Annotated in this window: 15 protein-coding genes; 9 read left to right on the forward strand and 6 right to left on the reverse strand. The window is 61.4% G+C overall.

From position 1 onward, the window contains the following. Positions 1-136 precede the first annotated feature (136 nt). The gene (locus HER32_RS03860) at positions 137-805 is read left to right on the forward strand and encodes a YggS family pyridoxal phosphate-dependent enzyme (protein WP_149068997.1); all 669 of its coding nucleotides are present in this window, start codon (positions 137-139) and stop codon (positions 803-805) included. A gap of 132 nt (positions 806-937) precedes the next feature. After that, on the forward strand, positions 938-1,321 hold the full coding sequence (locus HER32_RS03865; protein WP_149068996.1) for a DUF423 domain-containing protein: 384 nt from the start codon (positions 938-940) through the stop codon (positions 1,319-1,321). A 5-nt stretch (positions 1,322-1,326) separates the two neighbouring features. Here the strand turns inward: HER32_RS03865 and hutI are convergent, their stop codons facing one another. Continuing rightward, positions 1,327-2,580, reverse strand: coding sequence for an imidazolonepropionase (gene hutI / locus HER32_RS03870; protein WP_168680679.1), 1,254 nt, complete (start codon positions 2,578-2,580; stop codon positions 1,327-1,329). A gap of 156 nt (positions 2,581-2,736) precedes the next feature. Here hutI and HER32_RS03875 point away from each other — a divergent pair, with 156 nt between their 5' ends. Together HER32_RS03875 and HER32_RS03880 are read left to right on the forward strand one after the other, a co-directional pair. Then, on the forward strand, positions 2,737-4,305 hold the full coding sequence (locus tag HER32_RS03875) for a T9SS type A sorting domain-containing protein (protein WP_168680681.1): 1,569 nt from the start codon (positions 2,737-2,739) through the stop codon (positions 4,303-4,305). Positions 4,306-4,307: 2 nt separating this feature from the next. After that, positions 4,308-4,835: a 2'-5' RNA ligase family protein gene (locus HER32_RS03880; protein WP_168680683.1), complete on the forward strand. Its 528-nt coding sequence runs from the start codon at positions 4,308-4,310 to the stop codon at positions 4,833-4,835. Between the two features lie 44 nt (positions 4,836-4,879). Here the strand turns inward: HER32_RS03880 and HER32_RS03885 are convergent, their stop codons facing one another. After that, complete coding sequence (locus HER32_RS03885) at positions 4,880-5,803, reverse strand: hypothetical protein (RefSeq protein WP_168680685.1); 924 nt, start codon at positions 5,801-5,803, stop codon at positions 4,880-4,882. Positions 5,804-5,975: 172 nt separating this feature from the next. Between HER32_RS03885 and pncA the strand changes: the two genes are divergently transcribed. After that, positions 5,976-6,599 carry a bifunctional nicotinamidase/pyrazinamidase gene (gene pncA / locus HER32_RS03890; protein WP_168680687.1) on the forward strand — a complete coding sequence of 208 codons (624 nt, stop codon included), beginning with the start codon at positions 5,976-5,978 and terminating at the stop codon, positions 6,597-6,599. A 47-nt stretch (positions 6,600-6,646) separates the two neighbouring features. Next, positions 6,647-7,363: a TIGR04283 family arsenosugar biosynthesis glycosyltransferase gene (locus tag HER32_RS03895; RefSeq protein WP_168680689.1), complete on the forward strand. Its 717-nt coding sequence runs from the start codon at positions 6,647-6,649 to the stop codon at positions 7,361-7,363. An 89-nt stretch (positions 7,364-7,452) separates the two neighbouring features. On the opposite strand, the gene HER32_RS03900 is transcribed toward HER32_RS03895, so the two are convergent. Continuing rightward, positions 7,453-7,644, reverse strand: coding sequence for a cold-shock protein (locus HER32_RS03900; RefSeq protein ID WP_149068989.1), 192 nt, complete (start codon positions 7,642-7,644; stop codon positions 7,453-7,455). A gap of 454 nt (positions 7,645-8,098) precedes the next feature. Between HER32_RS03900 and HER32_RS03910 the strand changes: the two genes are divergently transcribed. Continuing rightward, a complete protein-coding gene (locus HER32_RS03910; RefSeq protein WP_168680691.1) occupies positions 8,099-9,619 on the forward strand; it encodes a malate:quinone oxidoreductase in 1,521 nt (506 codons plus the stop codon). A gap of 213 nt (positions 9,620-9,832) precedes the next feature. Continuing rightward, positions 9,833-12,664 carry a bifunctional transaldolase/phosoglucose isomerase gene (locus tag HER32_RS03915; RefSeq protein ID WP_168680693.1) on the forward strand — a complete coding sequence of 944 codons (2,832 nt, stop codon included), beginning with the start codon at positions 9,833-9,835 and terminating at the stop codon, positions 12,662-12,664. Between the two features lie 139 nt (positions 12,665-12,803). Here HER32_RS03915 and ctlX read toward each other — a convergent pair whose 3' ends face one another. Next, positions 12,804-13,724, reverse strand: a complete 921-nt coding sequence (gene ctlX / locus HER32_RS03920) for a citrulline utilization hydrolase CtlX (RefSeq protein ID WP_168680695.1) — start codon at positions 13,722-13,724, stop codon at positions 12,804-12,806. 228 nt (positions 13,725-13,952) lie between these two features. Here ctlX and HER32_RS03925 point away from each other — a divergent pair, with 228 nt between their 5' ends. Then, positions 13,953-15,524 carry a flavin-containing monooxygenase gene (locus HER32_RS03925; RefSeq protein WP_168680697.1) on the forward strand — a complete coding sequence of 524 codons (1,572 nt, stop codon included), beginning with the start codon at positions 13,953-13,955 and terminating at the stop codon, positions 15,522-15,524. A gap of 75 nt (positions 15,525-15,599) precedes the next feature. Here HER32_RS03925 and HER32_RS03930 read toward each other — a convergent pair whose 3' ends face one another. Together HER32_RS03930 and HER32_RS03935 are read right to left on the reverse strand one after the other, a co-directional pair. Continuing rightward, a complete protein-coding gene (locus HER32_RS03930; RefSeq protein ID WP_168680699.1) occupies positions 15,600-16,433 on the reverse strand; it encodes a phosphatase PAP2 family protein in 834 nt (277 codons plus the stop codon). A 51-nt stretch (positions 16,434-16,484) separates the two neighbouring features. After that, entirely contained in the window at positions 16,485-16,922 is a 438-nt protein-coding gene (locus HER32_RS03935) for a hypothetical protein (protein WP_168680701.1), read from the reverse strand. Between the last annotated feature and the right edge of the window lie 14 nt (positions 16,923-16,936).

Consider the following 16,936-nt stretch of genomic DNA (forward strand, 5'->3'; position numbering starts at 1 on the left):
GGTTGAATGTGCTGATGTGAGAAATGTAGTAAATGTGCTAATAAAGGCTAATAATCAGCACATTTCTCACATTAGCACATTGGCAAAGCGGAGCACATTCAACTCACATTAGCGAAGCGCAGCACATTAAGAAAATATGTCCATAGCTGAGAACATCCGATTTTTTGAAGAGCAGCTGGCTGGCACCGGCGCCCGGCTGGTAGTGGTTACCAAAACCCACCCGGTAGAGCGCCTGCAGGAAGCCTACGAGGCCGGAGCCCGCATCTTCGGCGAAAACCGGGTGCAGGAAATGACCGCCAAGCAACCCGAGCTGCCCGCCGACGTGGAGTGGCACCTTATCGGGCACCTGCAAACCAACAAGGTCAAATACATTGCGCCCTTCGTCCACACCGTGCAAAGCCTTGACAGCCTGAAGCTGCTGGAGGAACTGGAAAAGCAGGCCGCCAAACACAACCGCGTTATCGATGCCCTGCTGCAGTTTCATATTGCCGAGGAATACACTAAAACCGGCCTTACCCTGCCGGAAGCGGAGGAAATGCTGACCTCCGCCACCTACCAGGCGCTGCGCCACGTGCGCATCACCGGCGTGATGGGCGTGGCTACGTTCACTCAGGACGAGGCCCAGCTCCGCCGCGAGTTTCAGACGCTGCGCGGCTACTTCGGGCAGCTGCGCACCCGGTACTTTGCCGAGCAGCCCAGCTTCCGGGAAATTTCCATGGGCATGAGCTCCGACTATGCCCTGGCCTTGCAGGAAGGCAGCACCTTCATTCGGGTTGGCAGCGCTATTTTTGGGGCCCGGGGGTAAGTGGGTTAGATGGGTGGTTGCGCTTGTTGGCCAAATATCCAGCTGTATGCACTATCCCCGAAAGCACTACCAAGTTGAACTGCCGCCCGAACAGCAGGCTACTTCGCCATTTCATCGTTCAACAACTTAACCATGCAACTAACTGCCCGCGTAATTCTTCAGCTGGCCGCCGTGCTGGGTTTGCTCAGTGTAGGCATCGGCGCGTTTGCCGCCCACGGCCTGCACGACATGCTCCAGCGCACCAACCGCCTCGACACGTTTGAAACCGCCGTGCGCTACCAATTCTACCATACGCTGGCCCTGGTGGCGGTGGGCGTGCTGCTGGCGGCCCGACCCGAGCTGCAGGGCCTGGGCCGCACCGCCGGGCTATGGCTGGGAGGCATTGTGCTTTTCAGCGGCTCCTTGTATTTGCTCTGCTTTACGGGCTACACCAAGCTGGGTGCCGTCACGCCCATCGGCGGGCTGCTGTTCATTGCGGGCTGGATCAGTCTGCTACTGGTTGCCCGCCAGCTGTAGCCAACCTACTCGGGCTGCACTTGCCCGCCGATGATTACCTGCCGCACGGGGTTTTCGCCCAGCCAGTAGGGTAGCTCCTCGTAGCTACGCACGTTCAGCACTAGCACGTCGGCGCGCTTGCCGGGCTCCAGGGAGCCGCAGTCGTGCTGGCGGTTGATGGCCCAGGCGGCGTTGATGGTCACAGCGGCCAGCGCCTCGCGCGGGGTGAAGCCCATGTTCAGGCACGCCACCGACTGTGCCAGCCACAGGTTTTTGCTGGGGCAGGAACCGGGGTTGAAATCGGTGCTGAGGGCCACGGGCACGCCCTGCTCAATGAGCTGCCGGCCGGGGGCGTATTGCTGCTGCCGCAGAAACAAGGGCACCAGGGGCAGCAGCACGGCTACCGTGCGGGCCTGCGCGGCTACCCGCGCCGCGTCGGCGGCCGATAGGTAGTCGCAGTGGTCTACGCTCACGGCGCCCAGCTCGGCGGCCATGGCGCTGCCGCCCAGGTCGTGGAGCTGCTCGGCGTGGATTTTCAGCTGAAACCCTAACTCTTTAGCTCGCTGCAGGTAGTGGCGCGAATCAGCTACGCTGAAAGCGCCTTCCTCGCAGAAAATATCTACGAACTCGGCTTCCCCGCGCAGTTCCGGCAACACCTCATCCACCAAAAGATCAAGATAATCGGCGGGGCGCCCTTTGTACTCGGGTGGTACCACATGCGCGCCCAAAAACGTAGGCACCACCCGCACGGCCTGCTGCCGGCCCGCTTCCCGGGCTACTCGGACCAAGCGCAGTTCCGTGTCGCGGTCGAGGCCGTAGCCGCTCTTGGCTTCCAGCGTGGTAACGCCATACCGCCGGAACCCTTCCAGCTGGTGCAGGGCGCCGGCCAGCAGTTCCTCTTCCGAAGCGGCCCGGGTGGCGCGCACCGTGCTCAGAATTCCGCCTCCCGAGGCCAGAATATCGAGGTAGGACTCACCGCGGAGTTTGCGCTGAAACTCGTGCGCCCGGTTGCCGGCGAATACCAGGTGCGTATGACACTCTACCAGCCCGGGCATTACCACGCCGCCGCCAGCATCCAGCACCTGCGTTTCGGGGCCGATGAGGCTGACTGACAGGCTGGCCATGGGGCCGTAGGCCTCAATTTTATCGTCGGTACAAGCCAGATACGCATCCTCAACCAATTCCCAATCCTGGAGAAACGAGCCCCGGAGCGGACCACTGCCGGCGCTGCGCATGGTGAGCAATTGACCACAGTTTTGGATAAGCAGCGTGCAGGGCATACGGCGGGGTTTATGTAAAAAATCAGGGCCTTTTTTGGACTCAACCGCTAATACACGGATATTTCGAGTGCGGAATGCTGTGGTCCATAGCCTACTACCGCTAAGAAAAGGCGATGGGGCCGATCAAAGGTATTGTTGTTTTTAGCCTGCATAGTCATGATGAACACGTCTACACGCATTTTTTCCGGCCTGCTGTTTTCATTGCTAAGTGCTGGCCTGGCACATGCTCAGCTGCCCACCCAAAGCTTTGCCGTGAGCCGTAGCTGCACGGCGGGCTCGGGTACGGGCTCGGTGCTGCAAAGCATCAATGTGGATGGCTCCCTTTCCACCATCGGGCCGGTACAGGTCGTGAATGGTGACAACACCACGACCCCGCTTATTGTGAATGCGCTGGGCTACGATGAGGACAACACCTCGGTACTCTACGCCCTGGATGTGCCCCAGCAAGTCACGGCGGCTAACTTTGCCACGCCGCCCTCGCTCTACCGCATTGCCCTGGCCACGGGCACGGCCACGCCCCTGGGCAGCGTAACGCCCCCACCCCAGCCTCCTACGGGCACCTCTATTTTTAATCCCGCTTACCGCGTTACCCTGAACTTCATCGGCGACGGCGAAGAGGATGCGGATAACCAGTCCCTGTACTACGTGGGCGGAGTGAGCTTTCGGTTGAACCTATTGGGGGCGCCGGGTTCGCGCATCAACGATTTTCACTTCTATGTCGGCACCATCCAGCTCAACCAAACCACGGTACCGTTCAATGCGGCCCCTACCTGGCGCGAGCTGAACATCAGCGACCCGGCCACTACCGCCGTGATAAACGCTTACAAAGCCCAGATTGAAAGCTACTTGGCGGCGGGTGCCACGGGTGAGGCCCCCGAAGGGGGCATACAAGACTGGGTGTATATCCCATCTACGGGCAAACTGGTTAGCTACCTGGGCAAAGACGACCAGTTTCTGACTATTGCCAACCCGGCCACGGCGCCCGTAGCCACAACTGTTACCGTGGCTACGCCGGTGCCCACCATCGAGAACGTGGGCGCCATGTTTCGCGACCGACTCAATCAGGTGTACACCGTGGATGCAGATAACGGCGAAATTCACCGCATCGACTGCATTACGGGCAACTTCACGGGCTCAACGTTCGGCACGGCTTTTGGCTGCTCGCGCGGGGATGCCATGTCGTTTGCTGGTGCTATTCCCCTCCCGGTCACGCTCACCAGCTTCACGGCCCGGCGTCAAAGTGCCGGTGTGGTCTTGAACTGGTCGACGGCAATGGAGGAAGGCGTTTCCCTGTTTCAGGTAGAGCGCAGCCAGGACGGCCGCCAGTGGACCACGCTGCGGCGCGTGCCAGCTACCAACGCCACCCGTGGTCATCGGTATACTTTCACCGACGGCACCCCGGCCCCGGGCCAGACCTACTACCGCCTGGCCATCCTCGACGCCGATGGCACCCTCACTTACTCCGAGATTCGTCAGCTCAACCTGGGCGGGGTGGCTTCTATGCGGGCTTACCCATTGCCAGCCCACCACTCCCTTACCGTGGAGCTGGGCACGCAGCCTCAGAGCCCGCTGGAACTCATCAACCAGCTGGGCCAGGTGGTGCGTAAGCAGACCGCCGCGGGAGCCACCGTGGAGTTTTCTACCGCCGGGCTGCCGGCCGGAGTGTACTTTCTGCGCACCCGCGCCGACGGGCAGCCGCTCACCCAACGGGTGCTCATCCACTAAGCATGCTGCCTGAGCCCCCCGTTCCGCTAATTCTGACGCTTACGCTGGATGCCGCAGCCCAGGCATTCTTCGACCGGCTGCGGCAACAGCATTTTCCCCCGGAACGCAATTATCTGGCGGCGCACCTTACGCTTTTTCATCACCTTTCCAGCCCCGAGCTTCCCAACCTCCTCGAGCAGCTGCGGGAAGAAGCTCACCAAACACCGCCGTTGCCCCTCACCGTAGCCAGCCTGTTGTTTATAGGCCAGGGCGTAGCGTACCGCTGTGAAAACGAGCAGCTGCTGAACCTGCATCGGCGGCTGCAGCGCAGCTGGGGGCCGACGCTTACGCCCCAGGACCGGCAACCCCTGCGCCCGCACGTGACGGTTCAGAACAAGGTAGCGGCCCCCAGGGCCCGGGCGCTGTACGAGCAGCTCAGCGCCGATTTTACTTCGTTCCAGGCTACAGGCCAGGGCCTGCACTTGTGGGCTTACCGGGGCGGCCCCTGGGAAAGCCTCGCCGAGTTTGCGTTTGAAGGGCCAGCAGGCTAGCAGTAAGCGTCATTCCTTAGCAGAAGAATACGCGTTCTGCGCAATCAGGGCTTACGCCGCTTGGGCGTGATGGTGTGCGTCAGGTCTTTAAACTGAGTCAGCGTATTTTCTACCTCAGCCTGCGCTATTCCTACCATCGACACGGCCGTGTTGCCAATAACCGACACCTGCTGGTACACCAATACCCGCTGCCCGTTGAGCTGGGCAAAGCCTTCCGTTTCGTAGGTTAAAAGGTCGTTTACTTTGGCCGATGACAGCTTCCGCACGGTGTAGCCCCGCAGCGCGGGGTAGCGCTGCAGCATTTGCTGACTGATGTCGGCGAGGGTAATACCCAGGTTATAGTCGGCCAGGCGCACGGCTACCGTGGGCGTATTTTCGGCCCGCGGCTGCCCCTTGGGCGTGTAATACAGGGTGCCGGCCTCCGCTTGGGCAAACTGGAAAGGGGTTTTGTCCTCGTCGAACTGGAAGATGGTGGCCGATTGGGAGTTGCTATCTGCGTTTTTCTGGTAGCGGGCCCCCAGCATACTGCGCCGCAACGCAGTGGCGGTAGCCGTATCGGAAGCCGGGTAGCGGGCTTCCAGCAGCACGGCAAAGGTGGAGTCGCCAAACAAAACCTGCGTGGTTTCCTGCGTGCCCGACTGCCGCACCCGCGCCAGTCGGCCCGGGTAGGAGCCCGCCGACACGTCCTGCAGCTCCAGCACCTGCCCACCCCGGGCCGCAAACCGGGTGGCCGTGAAGCTCCCGGCCTGCCGGTAGTAGTTGCCCCCCTGCCCGTCGAACACCTGCAGCACCGCCGCCCCACTGCGTAGGCCCGTCAGGCCCGGGGCCGGGGTAAAGCCTGCGGGGGGTACCAGCCATACGTGCGTGCCGGCTACCGGTTGTGCCCCCGCTGCCTGCTGCGCCTGCGCGGGCATCAGCCCACCGCCTACCAGCCAAACCGCTACGCTTACTCCAATAAATGCTCTCATGCGTAGTATTTACCACGGGTGTCTACCCGATTGTGTTCACCACGTTGGATTGAGCTTTTGTCTATCCCGCCTCAACCTGGTATTCCCGCAAATATGGTGGGGTTCGGTAGTTTTGCTACTGCCCCGCCGAAGTCTTTTTTCGGGGCCGCCACTTCCCTAACCTGCTTTGCCGATGAAAGCCTTGCTGCTGATTGATATTCAACCCGATTTTCTGCCCGGCGGCCGGCTGGCCGTACCCGAGGGCGACGCCATTATTCCGCTGGCCAATGCCCTGCAGCCTTATTTTCCGCTGGTAGTAGCTACCCAGGACTGGCACCCGGCCACCCACCAGAGCTTTGCCAGTCAGCACGCGGGGCAGGTGCCCTTCGCGCAGATTGACTTGCACGGCCTGGAGCAGGTGCTCTGGCCCGACCACTGCGTGCAGGGCAGCAGCGGGGCCGAGCTGGCTCCCACCCTCGACTCCAGCCGCGTGGAGGTTATCTTTCGCAAAGGCACCGACGTCACCATCGACTCCTACAGCGCCTTCTACGACAATGGCCACCGCAAAAGCACCGGACTGGCCGACTACTTGCGCGGCCGCGGCGTGCGGGAAGTGTACGTAGCCGGCTTAGCCGCCGACTACTGCGTGTACTTCACGGCCAAGGATGCGCTGCAGGAAGGCTTCGACACGTTCGTGATTGAAGATGCTACCCGGCCCATTTCTCCGGAAGGCTTTGCACGGGCGAAGGAGGACCTGCGCCAGCGCGGTGGCCACCTCATTACTTCCGCACATGTGCTGGCCGCCCCGGTCGTTTAACCGAGTTCCGGGTACCTTCTGGTCTTTTCCGCCGCGCCTTGGTTTTTATGGTATTTCCCGGCACCGTCAGCATCATCATTCCCACCTACAATGAGGCGGCTCACATTGGGGAGCTGCTGGCGTATCTGGGGGCGGCCGGGGCGGTAGCTCCCGCGGTGGAAATTCTGGTAGCCGACGCCCACAGCCCCGATGACACCGCGCCCGTAGCTGCTGCCGCGGGCGCCCGGGTGGTGCCCTGCCCCCGGAAAGGGCGGGCTGCCCAGCTCAACCACGGGGCCCGGCACGCTACAGGGGCAGTGCTTTACTTCCTGCACGCCGACACCTTGCCTCCCCCCGACTTCCTGACCCGGCTCCGGCAGGCAGTCGGGCAAGACGGTGCGGGCAGCGGCTGCTTCCGGCTGCGCTTCAACCACCCGCACTGGTTTCTGCGCCTCAGCGCCTGGTGCACCCGCTTCGACAACGACCTATTGCGCTTTGGCGACCAGAGCTTGTTTGTGCGGCAGGACGTTTTCTGGCGGGCCGGGGGCTTCAACGAGCAGTTGCTGGTCTTGGAAGACCAGGAAATCATTGGGCGGCTGCGGCGACACGGCCGGTTCTGTCTCCTGCCCTCGGCCGTCACCACCTCGGCCCGCAAGTACCTGGAAAACGGCATATTCCGGCTGCAGGCCATCTTCGGGCTACTTTGCCTGCTCTACCACCTGGGCGTTTCGCAGGCCGGGCTGGTGCGCGTCTACCGCAGGCTTATTCGCCAAGGCAAGGTATAGGCTGGCCTCAAGCTCAACCCATAAAAAAAGCAGCCTGCCTTGGAAGGCAAGCTGCTTTTCTTGTAGGCTCCGAAGAAGCCTAGCGCGAACTAAGCGCGACGTACTTTCACGGCGTTCAAGCCTTTGCGGCCTTCCTGCACGTCAAATTCTACTTTGTCGTTGTCACGGATTTCGTCGATCAGACCGGTCACGTGCACGAAGATGTCTTCGCCGGTTTGGTCGTTTTTGATGAAACCGAAGCCTTTGGTTTCGTTGAAGAATTTTACAGTTCCCGTCTGCATGGTAAATGGAAGTGAAAAAAGGTAGTCAGTTAAGCAAATGTCAGCGGAACCCTACCAACATTCAGCACGCGAATCGGGAGTAGTGGTACGAAGCAAATTGCCATAAACGTGGTAAAGGTAAGATTTTTTTTAAGGTTGCATCGATTGGGCGCTTAACGAGGAAAAATTACTCTCGGCACCCGCCCGGGACAAGGCTAGCAGAGCCGTGCGCAAGCTCGTCGCTAACACTACGTCGGTAATTCCACGGGTGCCAGCCCGGCCGCAGTCCGCAGCAGATCGGGGTTGGCGGAGCCCGCACGCAGGCTTCCGGAAATAGCTAAAACGGGCCTCAAAACAGCTGGCAAACCGGACCGCCAACCAAGGGAGCAACGGTAGATACTGTACAGCTTGGCTAAACAATCCTCATCTTTTCCCGCTTTCCCCCGTATTTCGTGAGTCTCTTCCTGAATTCTGCATGACAACGACCGAACCTACTGACTCCGCTACCGCTGATGTGGTGCTGATTGGCGCCGGCATTATGAGCGCCACGCTGGGAATGATGCTCAAGGAGCTCCAGCCTGATCTTACCATTGCTATTTATGAGCGCCTGGATGTGGCTGCGGCCGAAAGCTCCGACGCCTGGAACAATGCCGGCACCGGGCACTCAGCCTTCTGCGAGCTGAACTACACCCCCGAAAAGCCCGACGGCAGCATCGACATCAGCAAGGCCATCAAAATAGCCGAGCAGTTTGAGGAGTCGAAGCAGTTCTGGTCATACCTGGCCGAAACCTACCAGGTGAAAGAGTTGACGCGCTTCATCAACCACATTCCGCACCTGAGCTTTGTGTGGGGCGAGAAAAACGTGGAGTTTCTGCGCAAGCGTCACGCCGCCCTCACTCAGTCGCCGCTGTTTCAGGGCATGGAGTACACCCAGGACCGGGAAACGCTGGAAAGCTGGATGCCGCTGGTAATGCACGGCCGCGACCCGCAACAGCCCGTAGCCGCCACCCGCATGGACCTGGGCACCGATGTGAACTTTGGCTCCCTTACCCGGGGCATGTTCACGCTGCTGCAGCAGAAGCCCGGCGTCACGGTCAACTTCCACCACGATGTGGACAAGCTCAAGCAGAAGGAAGACGGCCTCTGGCGCATTAAGGCTAAAGACCTGACTACCGGCGAAGTCAAAAAAATCCGGGCGCCGTTTGTGTTTATTGGCGCCGGTGGCGGCTCCTTGCCCCTGCTCATCAAATCGGGCATTCCGGAAGGCTCGGGCTTCGGTGGCTTCCCCGTGAGTGGGCAGTGGCTGAAGTGCGTGAATCCCGCTGTTATTGCCCAGCACCACGCCAAAGTGTACGGCAAAGCGGCCGTGGGCTCCCCCCCTATGTCGGTGCCCCACCTTGATACCCGCGTCATCAACGGCAAGCAGGAACTGCTATTTGGCCCGTATGCGGGCTTCAGCACCAAGTTCCTCAAGCAAGGTTCTTACTTGGACCTGCCCCTGTCGGTGAAGCTGAGCAACATGCGGCCCATGATTATTGCCGGTCTCAAAAACCTGCCGCTCACCAAGTACCTCATCAACCAGGTAGCCCAGTCGCCGGAAGACCGGCTGGCGGCCCTGTGCGAGTACCTGCCCGAAGCCAAGGCCCAGGACTGGCAGCTGGAAATTGCGGGCCAGCGGGTGCAGGTTATCAAGAAAGACGCAAAGGAAGGCGGCATCCTGGAGTTTGGCACTGAAGTGGTAGCCGCCAAGGACGGCTCCATTGCCGCGCTGCTGGGCGCTTCGCCCGGGGCTTCCACGGCCGTCAGCATCATGATTAATCTTATTCAGCGGTGCTTTCCCGCGCAGTCGGCCACGCCGGCATGGCAAGGCAAGTTCCGGCAGATGCTTCCCTCCTTCGGCCACCACCTGAACGAGGAGCCTCAACTGCTGGCCGAGCTGCGCGCCCACACCAGCCAGGTATTGGGTCTCACAGAAACCGCCCCAACCTCGCACTAATACCGACGTCAATACACTGTTGCAAAGCCACGCTACCGACACCCGGAGCGTGGCTTTTTGCTGTCTGTCCCGAGCTGTTTTGCGTTTGGGTTTGATGCCTTGCAAAGCCTGCCTACTTTTGCGGCGCCAGCGGGCTGGCCTATTCGGTTTCGGCCCGCAGATTCTTTCGACTCATTTTCGCGCGTCTCGGGCGCTCCTCTCAGCCATTTGCCTATGAACCCATTAGCCAGCGTCCGTCAGTTTAATCAGAGCATTTGGTTGGATTACATCCGGCGCAACATTTTAGTGAACGGGGAGCTGGCGCGCCTGCTCGCTGAGGACGGCCTGCGCGGGGTCACCTCCAACCCGGCCATCTTCGAGAAGGCCATCGGCGGCAGCGCTGACTACGACGCGGCCATTCAGGCCCTGGCTTTGCAGGGCCGCTCGGCCGAGCAGATCTACGAGCAGTTAGCCATCGAAGACGTGCAGCACGCCTGCGACCTGCTGCGCCCGCTCTACGATGCCCCCGACAGTGGCGGTGACGGCTACGTGAGCCTGGAAGTGTCCCCCACCCTCATCCACGACACAGAGGGCACGGTTGCCGAAGGCCTGCGCTTCTGGCACGCCGTGAACCGGCCCAACGTGATGATCAAGGTGCCCGCCACCATCGAAGGCCTGCCCGCCATCCGCCAGCTCATTGCCCACGGGGTGAACGTGAACGTGACGCTGATCTTCGGCCTGGAGCGCTATCAGGCCGTGGCCGAAGCCTACCTGCTGGGCCTGGAGGACCGCGCTGCCGCGGGCCAGCCGCTCGCGCGCATCGACTCGGTGGCCAGCTTCTTCTTATCGCGCATCGATGTGCTGCTGGACCCGCAGCTCGAGCAGCTGGCCCAGCAGGGCGGCGAGCAAGGGGCCACGGCCGCTGCAGCCGTGGGCCAGGTGGCCCTGGCCAGCGCCAAGCAAGCGTATCAGCTCTACAAAGGCATCTTCGCCGGCCCGCGCTGGCAGGCTTTGCAGCAGCAGGGGGCGGCCGTGCAGCGGCTCTTGTGGGCCAGCACGGGCAACAAGAACCCGAAGTACGACAACCTGAAGTACGTCGAGCACCTGATCGGGCCTGAAACGGTGAACACCATTCCCGTGGAAACGCTGGACCTCTACCGCGTGGGCGGCCAGCCGCAGAGCCGGCTGGAAGAAGGCACCGCCGAGGCGGCCGCCGTGCTGGCCAGCCTGCCGACCCTGGGCATCGACCTCACGCAGGTGGCCCAGCAGCTGGAAGACGAAGGGGGACAGAAGTTCAAGGAGCCGTTTGCCAAGCTGCTGGCCGTGCTGGAAGCCAAGCGCCAGCAGGCCCACGCCGCCGCGCCTGTGGCCGCCGAGCTGCAGCTGGGTCAGTACCAGGCCGAGGTTGATGCCCGCGTAGCCGCCTTCAACGCACAGGATTTCACTGCCGGCTTCTGGAACAAGCAGGCTGAGCTGTGGGTAGCCGATGCTACTGCTCAGCAGAGTGTGCGCTCCTTCATGGGCTGGCTGCGCGTGGCCGAGACCATGGTAGGAGCCGTGCCCGAAATCGAGCAGTTTGTGCACGAGGTAAAAGCGGCTGGGTTCAAGCACGTGGTGGTGATGGGCATGGGCGGCAGCAGCATGACGCCCATCGTCTTCAAGCAGGCGTTTGCCAGCCAGGCCAACGGGCTGCCGATGTCGGTGCTGGACACCACCAACCCCGGCTCGGTGCGCGAGATTGAAGAAGCCGTACCGCTGGCTGAGACGCTGTTCGTCGTAGCCAGCAAATCGGGCACTACGGCCGAGCCCCTGGCCTTCGGCGACTACTTCTACGCGCGTATGAAGGAGCTGAAGGGCGAGCGGGCCGGCGAAAACTTCGTGGCCATTACCGACCCGGGTTCCAAGTTTGTGACCCAGGCCACGGCCGAAGGCTACCGCCGCATCTTCCTGAATTTCCCTGAGGTAGGTGGCCGCTTCTCGGCCCTGTCCTACTTCGGCTTGGTACCGGCTGCCCTGTATGGCCTGCCCATCGGCGAAATTCTGGCGGGTGCTATTGGCATGATGCGTGCCTGCGGTGCTTACGGCCCCGTGGCGCACAACCCCGGCCTGGAGCTGGGTGTGGCCCTGGGCTTACTGGCCCAGCACGGCCGCGACAAGCTCACGCTGGTAGTACCCGACTCACTCAGCGACCTGGGCCTGTGGCTGGAACAGCTCATTGCCGAAAGCACCGGCAAGGAAGGAAAAGGCATACTACCCCTGGCTGGCGAGCCGCTGACCTCCATAAGCTCTTACGGCACCGACCGCGTGTTTGTGTACGTGGGTTATCAGGGTCAGCCCGACGCCGTAAATGAGCAGCACTTGGCTGCCTTGGAAGCGGCTGGCCACCCCATCGTACGCATTCTGATGAATGATGCGCGCGACCTGGGCGCCGAGTTCTTCCGCTGGGAAGTAGCCACGGCCGTGTCCAGCGCCGTGCTGCGCATCAACCCCTTCGACCAGCCCAACGTGCAGGCCGCCAAAACCGCCACCGACCAACTGATGAAAGTGGTAGTAGAGCAGGGCCAGCTGCCGCAAACCAGCCAGCCTATTGTGCAGGAAAACGGCACGGACTACTACACCGCCGCGCCGGGCCGCAACGCCGAGGAAGTCCTCAAAAGCTTCTTCGGGCAAGCCAACGCCGGTGACTTCCTGTGCATCCAGGCCTACCTGATGGAAACGCCTGCGCTGAACGAAGAGCTGCAGCAGGTGCGGGCCCTGGTACAGGAGCAGCTGCACATTGCTACGGCTTCGGGTTACGGCCCCCGCTTTCTACACTCTACCGGCCAGTACCACAAAGGCGGCCCCGACACCGGCCTGTACCTGCAGCTAACCACCGACCACGCCCAGGACCTGCCCCTGCCCGGGCGGCCCTACACGTTTGGCACCTTCCAGAATGCCCAGGCAGCCGGCGACCTGCAGGCCCTCCAGGATTATAAGCGCCGTACCCTGCGCGTGCATTTCAGCGGCAACCCCACCCAGGGCGTAGCGGCTCTGCTCTCGCAACTACGGACCGTGCTGGCCAAGTAGTCTGTTTGACAAAGTCATAAGTAAGCCAAGGGCTGATCATCACATGATGATCAGCCCTTGGTCGTTCTGAGCAGCATGCAAAGCTGAAACAAGCCTGAGAAACTAAACCAGCGTCTGTACGCTGCCTGGAGTAGCGCGCTTATTTCGTCGGCAGAAATATTTCGGCCAGCATGCAGCGGACACTGCCGCCGCCAATGGTTTCGATGGTCGGAATGGACAGCGGCAGCAGCTCACAATAGTGCGCCAGCGTAGTGCGCTGGGCAGGCGTAAATGCCTCAAAAGCACTTTGCGACATAGCCAGCAGCTCGCGGCCCCGGGTGGGCTGCAGGGTAAGCACGTTGCCGGCAAACCGGGAAACCTGCTCCAGGGAAATAGTAATGATTTGGTGCCCGGTGGCCGTGAGAGAATCGACCACGGCGGCCCGCTCCGTGGCATCCCGGATGCTGTCCAGGCAGACCACTGCAAACCGGGCGCCGAGGCCCATCATCACGTTGGTATGGTAGATTTCCTGGCCCTGAGCATCCTGCGCGTGAAAGACCACGGCGCGGTAGCCCAACTGGTCGGCCACTTGCCGGAACAGGGCCGCATCAGTGCGGGGCGAGAGGCAGGCGTAGGCCACGCGGTGTATGTGGTCGAAAATGATACTGCCCGTACCTTCCAGAAAACGCCCCTGCTGCTCTGCCCCCGACAAATCAACGACTTCCCGGATCTGAAACTGCTGGGCCAGCGCCGCCAGAATATCAGGGCGCCGCTCAGCCCGGCGGTTGGGCGCGCACATGGGGTAGAGCAGCACGCGCCCGTCGGGGTGAAGCGTAAGCCAGTTGTTGGGGAATACGGCGTCGGGGGTGTGCGGCTCGGGGGTATCGTCGAATACCACTACCGTCATATCGTGGGCACGCAGCTGCGCCGCCATAGCATCGAACTCGGCAAACGCCCTGGTCTGCACTTCCTCCGCCGACAAGCCGCCAATGGTTTGCTGGAAGTGGTTGGATAAAGCGGTTTCGGCATTAAACGCGAAACGGGTGGGCCTCACCAGAAAAACGGCACGAGCAGACTGCATACGAAGGGGGTAAAGGGTGGCGGCGCAAAGAAACAACCCGCGCCGGACAAGTATTCCGCGCTGCCGGCATCACCCACATTGCAGGCTTTACGCTGCGGTATAGCTACCTGATTCACATCAAGATGTGATTTACGCGAACGGCCGGCTCACGTCCTTTGTGCTGCGGTAGAAACACCCCGACGCCCGAGGGGCCGTCCTCCGCCCATCCACTCTTTCTGCGCTATGAAAATGACGTTATCAAATGGCAAAGTTGCCATCATTGGAGCTGGTCCATCGGGGCTGGCCGCTGCCAAATCGGCTTTGGAGGAAGGCTTGGAGCCCGTGCTTTTCGAGCAAAGCGGCCACCTGGGCGGACAGTGGAACCAGGGTGCCCCTCACAGTGGCGTGTGGGCCGCTATGCACACGAATACCAGCGCCATCAACACCCGCTTTTCCGACTTTCCCCACCAAGCCGGGATTTCGCTGTTTCCCCACCACCAAGAGATTCTGGCTTACCTCGAAAGCTACGCGGATCATTTTAACCTGCTCCCCTACCTGCGCCTGCACACGCGCATCAACAACGTAGCCCGCGGCCCAAAAGGACAATACATCGTGTGGTCGGTGAACGAGCGGGAGGAACAGCGGGCCGAGCTGTTTCAGCACGTTGTTGTGGCTTCCGGCCGCTACAACAAGCCCCACTACGCTCCCCTGCCCGGTCTGGCCGAGTTTGGCGGCCGGGTGCTACACTCTTTTCACTACCGCCAAAGCACCGACTTTGCGGGCCAGCGGGTCCTGGTAGTGGGCAACAGCATCAGCGGCCTGGAAATTGCGAGTGAGCTGGGCCAGAACCCCGCGGTGCAGGTGCTGTCGTCCTGTCGCAAGCCCCGCTATATCCTCAAAAAACAGCTGCACGGCCGCCCCACCGACTGCGTAGCATTTACGCGGGCAGCCGTATACACGAGCCGCACGCTGCCCCCGGCTCAGATGGCAGAAGGCCTGAAACAGCTTATTCTGAGCACCTGCGGCCACCCCGCCGACTTTGGCGCTCCGCGCCCGCACGAGAACCTGCTGCTGGCGGGTATCTCCATGAACGACCAATACCTGGACTTGGTACAAAAAGGGCGCATTTCCGCCCGCGGGGGCGTGGCTTACTTCACCGCCAACAGCGTGGTTTTCCAGGATGGCCGGGCCGAACCCATTGATGCCGTTATCCTCGCTACGGGCTTCGACGTGAACTTGCCTTTCCTGAGCCAAGACATCCGGGACACCCTGCAGGCCGGCACCGACCATATCGACCTGTACCACCACACGTTTCATCCTTGTTTGCCCAATCTGGCCTTTATTGGCATGTTTCCGCAAACGGGGCCTTATTTTCCCGTGGTAGAGTTGCAGGCCCGCTGGATAGCCGCTTGCTGGAGCGGAGCCCGCCCCCTGCCTGGCCGCGAGCAAATGGAGGCAGGCCTGGCGGAGTTTCGCTCGTTTAAGCAGAGTCGCTACGAAACTACCCTGCACGAAATGGCCACGCAGCTAGCCGCCGATGCCGGCGTGGCCCCCTCGCTGGAGCGCTACCCCGAGCTGGCCCGGGAACTGCTGTTTGGTCCGCTCACGCCGGCGCAGTTCCGATTGGAAGGCCACGGGGCTTTGCCCGGCGCCCTAGCCGATTACCTGCAGTGTCTCGAGCAGATTGGCACCTACGCCGGTCTACCGCTCGCAGAACCCCAATACCAGCAGTTACAACAACTCCTGGAGGCTCTGCCCCAGGAAACTACCCTCCACCTGCTGAGCAAAGAGCTGGAAACACAAGCTGAACCAGCACTTTAAACACGCAGGTTTACCTGATTACCGGCTGCCGGTTGCCAGCTGTAACCTAAAAGGCCGCTTAGCAGATACAGCAGGCTACAGCTGCTTTGTCAGCAGCAAACCGCCATACGAGTAGCCATTGGCATTCAGTCCCTGCATCGGCACCAGCGAAACGCCCGTGCGCCCGGTGGTTTTATGGAGCTGAGGGACCACAACGCCCATGGTAGCACCCACGGCATAGCCCACCAGATTGTCGGAAAGAAAGTGTTTGCCCGCCTCCATGCGGTAGTAGGCTACAGCTGCCGGCACTAGCGCAGCCGCGCCCCACACAAACGGCTCGGCCGGCGAGTCGGGGTTGAAGTCGTGGAAAACCTTGGCCGCAAAGAAAGTGGCCGTGGCCGTGTGTGCCGTATGGCCCGCAAAAAACGAGTTGGTGGCAATGCGGCTGCTGCGTTTGTTCTCCGGCCCCTCGGTGCCATAGAGAAAGGGCCGGTAGCGCGTTACGGTACCTACCGACATGGTAAATACCGCGTCGGTAGCCAGCATCGTTTGCAGGTAAAGGGCCGCCACCTGTCCGTAGCGGCCGCGGGCGTTATCGTTCAGCACCAACAACCCCGGCGCCACCAGCAGGGAGCCGTAGCACAGCGCGTCGCTGTTCAGCTGCGCCTGGTCACTGTAGTTGCCGGCCACAAACCGGTCGAATTTGGGCACGTCGTTTTTGTTGAGGGCGGCGAGCTGCTGCTGGGAAAGACCGTTTTTCTGCTGTACCAAATACAGCCCCAGGCCGCTCACGGCCCCCAGCCCCACCGTAATGGGCGCATCTACCACAAAGCGCGTGCGATACGGAGACTCGGCCTGCTGGGCCTTGGCAACGGGGGCAGCGGAAACCCCAAGGGAAACACTCAGAACAAGAGAGGCAATACGCTTCATAGGCAGGGGAAATGAAGCTCATCAAACGGGCGGGGCCGGAATTTGGTTAGCTTACCCGGGCTCTGCTACGCTAAGCCAAGCACGCGCCGCGGCCATCAGGGCGGGGCTGATAAAGCGCATAGGAATGCGGGTGCTGCCAGCCTGCACGTGGGAGGTATACTGGGTAGACCAGAGAAATGCGCTGGAATGCACCGGCCCGATAGCGGCCCAGGGAATAAGCAAAGGCGGGTGCCCCACCCGAAACAGGACGATGGGCTGCAACCCCAGGCCTTCCGGCGTCACCACTGCCAGCAGCGCGTGGCTATAATGCACGAAGCCCAGGCTGACCTGGGTTACGGCTAGCTGTTCGCCGGGCGGCAAACCCGTCACCGCAAAGTGGCGGGCCAAGGGCTGCCAGGCTAACTGAGCCAGCAGCGCTACTACCAGGCACCAGAAGGCCGCAAAGCCCAGTAAGAACGTCGGAACTAGCCAGATAAGATGATAGGACATGCTCTTCCCTACGC

The sequence above is a fragment of the Hymenobacter sp. BT18 genome, assembly GCF_012273015.1.
GTDB lineage: Bacteria > Bacteroidota > Bacteroidia > Cytophagales > Hymenobacteraceae > Hymenobacter > Hymenobacter lutimineralis.

Excerpts from the sequence above, each read along its gene's own strand:
- HER32_RS03860 (WP_149068997.1), top strand. The coding sequence starts at position 137 with ATGTCCATAGCTGAGAACATCCGATTTTTTGAAGAGCAGCTGGCTGGC.
- HER32_RS03865 (WP_149068996.1), top strand. The coding sequence starts at position 938 with ATGCAACTAACTGCCCGCGTAATTCTTCAGCTGGCCGCCGTGCTGGGT.
- hutI (WP_168680679.1), bottom strand. The coding sequence starts at position 2,580 with ATGCCCTGCACGCTGCTTATCCAAAACTGTGGTCAATTGCTCACCATG.
- HER32_RS03875 (WP_168680681.1), top strand. The coding sequence starts at position 2,737 with ATGATGAACACGTCTACACGCATTTTTTCCGGCCTGCTGTTTTCATTG.
- HER32_RS03880 (WP_168680683.1), top strand. The coding sequence starts at position 4,308 with ATGCTGCCTGAGCCCCCCGTTCCGCTAATTCTGACGCTTACGCTGGAT.
- HER32_RS03885 (WP_168680685.1), bottom strand. The coding sequence starts at position 5,803 with ATGAGAGCATTTATTGGAGTAAGCGTAGCGGTTTGGCTGGTAGGCGGT.
- pncA (WP_168680687.1), top strand. The coding sequence starts at position 5,976 with ATGAAAGCCTTGCTGCTGATTGATATTCAACCCGATTTTCTGCCCGGC.
- HER32_RS03895 (WP_168680689.1), top strand. The coding sequence starts at position 6,647 with ATGGTATTTCCCGGCACCGTCAGCATCATCATTCCCACCTACAATGAG.
- HER32_RS03900 (WP_149068989.1), bottom strand. The coding sequence starts at position 7,644 with ATGCAGACGGGAACTGTAAAATTCTTCAACGAAACCAAAGGCTTCGGT.
- HER32_RS03910 (WP_168680691.1), top strand. The coding sequence starts at position 8,099 with ATGACAACGACCGAACCTACTGACTCCGCTACCGCTGATGTGGTGCTG.
- HER32_RS03915 (WP_168680693.1), top strand. The coding sequence starts at position 9,833 with ATGAACCCATTAGCCAGCGTCCGTCAGTTTAATCAGAGCATTTGGTTG.
- ctlX (WP_168680695.1), bottom strand. The coding sequence starts at position 13,724 with ATGCAGTCTGCTCGTGCCGTTTTTCTGGTGAGGCCCACCCGTTTCGCG.
- HER32_RS03925 (WP_168680697.1), top strand. The coding sequence starts at position 13,953 with ATGACGTTATCAAATGGCAAAGTTGCCATCATTGGAGCTGGTCCATCG.
- HER32_RS03930 (WP_168680699.1), bottom strand. The coding sequence starts at position 16,433 with ATGAAGCGTATTGCCTCTCTTGTTCTGAGTGTTTCCCTTGGGGTTTCC.
- HER32_RS03935 (WP_168680701.1), bottom strand. The coding sequence starts at position 16,922 with ATGTCCTATCATCTTATCTGGCTAGTTCCGACGTTCTTACTGGGCTTT.